The organism is Kitasatospora sp. NPDC091257 (assembly GCF_044757675.1).
Lineage (GTDB): Bacteria > Actinomycetota > Actinomycetes > Streptomycetales > Streptomycetaceae > Kitasatospora > Kitasatospora lactacystinica.
In genome coordinates, this window is sequence record NZ_JBIVVI010000906.1 from 1 (window position 1) to 3,816 (window position 3,816).

Here is a 3,816-nt window from a genome sequence, read left to right on the forward strand (position 1 = left end):
GACATCGCCTCCCCCCGGGAGGGCGAGATACGGATGCTGGCCACCGCCGGCGCCGCCCGGGGCCGGGGCGTCGGCGAGGCCCTGGTCCGCGCCTCCGTCGCCCGCAGCCGCGACCTCGGCCTGGCCGGCATGGCCTTCTCCACCCGCCCGGAGATGACCACCGCCCACCGCCTCTACGAGCGGGTCGGCTTCCGCCGCACCCCCGAGCGCGACTGGGCCCCGTACCCGGGGATGGACCTGATGGTCTACACGATGGCGTTCTGACCCGGCATCGACTGCCGCACGCACTTGGTGACTTGAAATGACCATCCGATCGGCTCGCTGCTAGTATCCGCCGCATGACGACGGGGAGTGTGCCCAGCGGCTGGTACGAAGACCCTTCCGGGCAGGCCAACACGCTGCGCTGGTGGGACGGTTCGACCTGGACCGACAAGGTTCAGGCCAAGCCGGGGGGTGGCACGCCCGCGAACCCGTTCCCCGGCCATACCGCCCAGAGCGCCGCCGCGCCGACGGCCGCCGCCCCGGTGGCACCGGTTCGACAGCCCGTTCCCCCGGTGCCGGCCGCGCCGACGCCGCCTTCCGTACCGACCCAGCCCGTCGCACCGGCGGCGCAGGCCGCGCCCGCCGTGCCGGGTCCCAGGCCGATTCCCACCTCGGTGGTGTTCGAGACCGTCGAGCCGGACCGCACCAAGCGCCGGGTGCTCCTGGCCGTCGGCGCCGTGGTGCTGTCGGTGGCCATGGCGGGAGCCGGCTACGTGGTCGGTCACAAGACCGCCAAGCCCGGCTCGGCGAAGGCCGATCCGACCGCGTCCCCGACGGTCGCCGCCGACCCCAAGAGCCCGAACGGCTTCATGGGCACCGCCCTGACCGGCGGCCAGCAGCTGCCCGGCGGCCGGCAGATCGTCGGCCAGGACTCGAAGATGAACTTCATGCTGCCGCAGGACTGGCAGGTCCAGGTCGACGCCAAGGCCCCGAACGAGGTCCGCTACGCGGTCAGCCCGTACGCCTGCGTGGGCCACGGCAGCGGAGCCTGCACCCGCGGCCTGGTCGTCCAGAACCTCCGGGTGTTCAACGGTGGTTGGTCCGATCCGAAGTCGCTGGTGCTCGGCATGGGCCAGCTGCTCTACAACACCCGCTACGGCGCCGACGCGCCGGCCCCGCCGGAGCCGGTCAAGCAGTCGGCCGTCAAGATCCAGGGCTTGGACGGCTACCTCGCGCTGTGGCACGTCCCGATGTCCAGCGCCTCCTCCACGCCGGACAGCTACTGCGGCGTCCTCCAGGTCACCCCGGCGGCCGGGGCCACCACCGTCCCCGTGCTCCAGATCTGCCTCGACCAGGCGGCGGAGGCTCCCCCGCTGGCGCTGATGGACCAGATCGCGAACTCCGTCAAGATCACACCCTGACGCTCGCCCCACCCGCGGGCCCGCCCTCCCGCGGAGCCTGCGGGCCCTGGCGCGCCCGGCCCCGGCCCCGGGCTGAGATCGCTCGACCACGGCCCGTATGCTGACCGATTGAACGACTATCAGCGAGGCCCCTGAGGGGCGCCGACACGCCGTTGCCGCCGAACGGCGGCCGGGTGTCCGGCGCCGGTGGGCGGTGACAGAGCAGGGAACCAGCGCTTCGGTACGACGGAGCGGCTGTACGGGGGTTGACTGGTGGATTCCACCGACGAACGGGCGGCGAAGCGGAGCAGCCGGGTGCGCGGACGCCACGGACGCGTCCTGCCCCGGTCCCGGCACGAACGGCGCATCGTCCGCCGGGACCTGCGCAACAGCGCGGCCCAACGGGCCTACGTCGCATGTGCCGAGACCGTCGGCCCGCTGACGACCGGTGAGGACGGCGCCGCCGTTCGCTACCGCTCGGTCTCCTCGCGCGGCGTCACGTTCGTCACGACCCTCCTGGTGACCGTCAACGCACTCGCCGGCCTCGCCTTCGTCGGCTGGCTGCTCCTCCCCGAACACATTCCCGGCTCCGGTGTGGGCTGGTCCCCGGACTGGCGGATCAACCTCGCCAGAATCTGCTTCTGTGCAGTTATCACGGTGGAAGTCATCCGCTTGGTTCAGAACCTCGCGGTCTGGGTCTTCGCGTTCCGTGCCAAGGACCCGGTGCCGGTCACCCCGCCGCCCGGTCTGCGGGTCGCGGTGCTCACCACGATCGTGCCCTCCAAGGAGCCGATCGAGATCGTCGAGCGCACCCTCGCGGCGATGCTGCGGATCGAGTACGACGGTCAGGTCGACGTCTGGATCCTCGACGAGGGCGACGACGACCGCGTCAAGAAGATGGCCGCCCGACTCGGCGTCAACCACTTCAGCCGCAAGGGGCGCCCGGAGTACAACCAGGCCGAGGGCGAGTTCCGCGCCAAGACCAAGTCCGGCAACCACAACTCCTGGCGCGCCGAGCACGAGCACGGCTACGACGTGGTGGCCCAGATGGACCCGGACCACGTCCCGCTGCCCTGCTTCCTGGAGCGCACCCTCGGCTACTTCCGCGACCCCGACGTCGCCTTCGTGGTCGCCCCCCAGGTGTACGGCAACATGTACGACAACTGGGTCGCCCACGGCGCCTCCGTGCAGCAGTACCTGTTCTCCGGTCTGGTCGAGCGCGGCGGCAACGGCATGGACGCCCCGCTGCTGATCGGCACCAACCACCTGTACCGGCCCAGCGCCTGGCAGCAGATCGGCGGCTACCAGGACTCGATCATCGAGGACCACCTCACCAGCATGCGGGTCCAGGCCTCCGTCAATCCGGGGACCGGCCAGCGCTGGAAGGGCGTCTACACCCCCGACGTCCTCGCCGTCGGCGAGGGCCCGACCTCCTGGACCGACTACTTCAACCAGCAGAAGCGCTGGGCCTACGGCATCTGGGAGATCCTGCTCAAGAGCCGGCTGCGCTCGGGCATCAAGCTGCGGCTCCGCCAGCGCGTGCTCTACGGCCTGGTCCAGTTCTACTACCCGAGCGTGGCGCTCACCACCGTCCTCGGCAGTCTCGCCACCTCCGTCTACCTGGCCCTCGGCATCACCTCCATCCACCTCAACAGCACCCACTGGATGGCCCTGTGGGGCGCCAGCATGGGCAGCTGGCTCGTGCTGTGGCTGTGGCTGCGCCGGTTCAACCTGGCCGCGCACGAGCGGCGCGAGATCGGCATGGCCGGCATGGGCCTCGCCCTGTTCGCCGGCCCGGTCTACGTGGCCGCCGCGATCGCGGCACTGCTGCGCCGCCCGCTCGCCTACGCCGTCACCGCCAAGGGCGACCTGCGCAGCGCCGAGTCGCTGTCGACGTTCCGGCTGCACCTGCTGTGGGCGGCGGTCGCGGGCGGACTGCTCGGCGCGAGCTTCACGCTGCACCACGACATCTGGATCCTGCGCTTCTGGGCCGGGGTCAGCCTGTTCACCGGCCTCGCGCCGCTGGCGATCTCCTTCGTCGGCGCCCGCCGCGAGGCGCGGGCCCAGCGGGCCGTCGCCGCCAGGGCCGCCGACACCGCCGAGGAACTCGTGACCGCGTCCCTGCCCGTCCAACGGACCGAACCGCCGCACGCCGGGGAGCCCGCCCCGACGGCCGTGGAGGAGGACGGGTTCGAGGAAGGGCCTGAGCCCGCTCGGGTCGGCGGCCGGCCCGAGCGGGGGGCCCGCTGATGCTGCGGATCACCGTCCCCCGGATCGCCGCCCTGCTCGCCCTGGTGCTGATGGTCGGGTACACCTTCGTGCTCGCGCCCCGGCTCTCCCGCAACCACGACCAGGACCCGTACAGCTTCGCCGGTGCGGCCCCCACGGCGATGCCGGGCTGGCTGACCAGCGCCCTGGCCGCGTCGCCGTCCCC

General features: G+C 72.1%; 4 protein-coding genes. All 4 read left to right on the forward strand.

Translation table 11 applies throughout. From position 1 onward, the window contains the following. Nucleotides 1-264 (forward strand): GNAT family N-acetyltransferase (locus tag ACIQOV_RS31755; RefSeq protein WP_401054132.1); only part of this gene is annotated, 264 nt, incomplete at its 5' end. A gap of 74 nt (nucleotides 265-338) precedes the next feature. Beyond that, nucleotides 339-1,403 carry a DUF2510 domain-containing protein gene (locus ACIQOV_RS31760; protein WP_401054134.1) on the forward strand — a complete coding sequence of 355 codons (1,065 nt, stop codon included), beginning with the start codon at nucleotides 339-341 and terminating at the stop codon, nucleotides 1,401-1,403. A gap of 252 nt (nucleotides 1,404-1,655) precedes the next feature. Further along, nucleotides 1,656-3,632, forward strand: a complete 1,977-nt coding sequence (locus tag ACIQOV_RS31765) for a glycosyltransferase family 2 protein (RefSeq protein ID WP_401054136.1) — start codon at nucleotides 1,656-1,658, stop codon at nucleotides 3,630-3,632. Continuing rightward, a partial coding sequence (locus tag ACIQOV_RS31770) for a hypothetical protein (RefSeq protein ID WP_401054138.1) occupies nucleotides 3,632-3,816 on the forward strand: 185 nt, incomplete at its 3' end. The genes ACIQOV_RS31765 and ACIQOV_RS31770, both read left to right, overlap by 1 nt.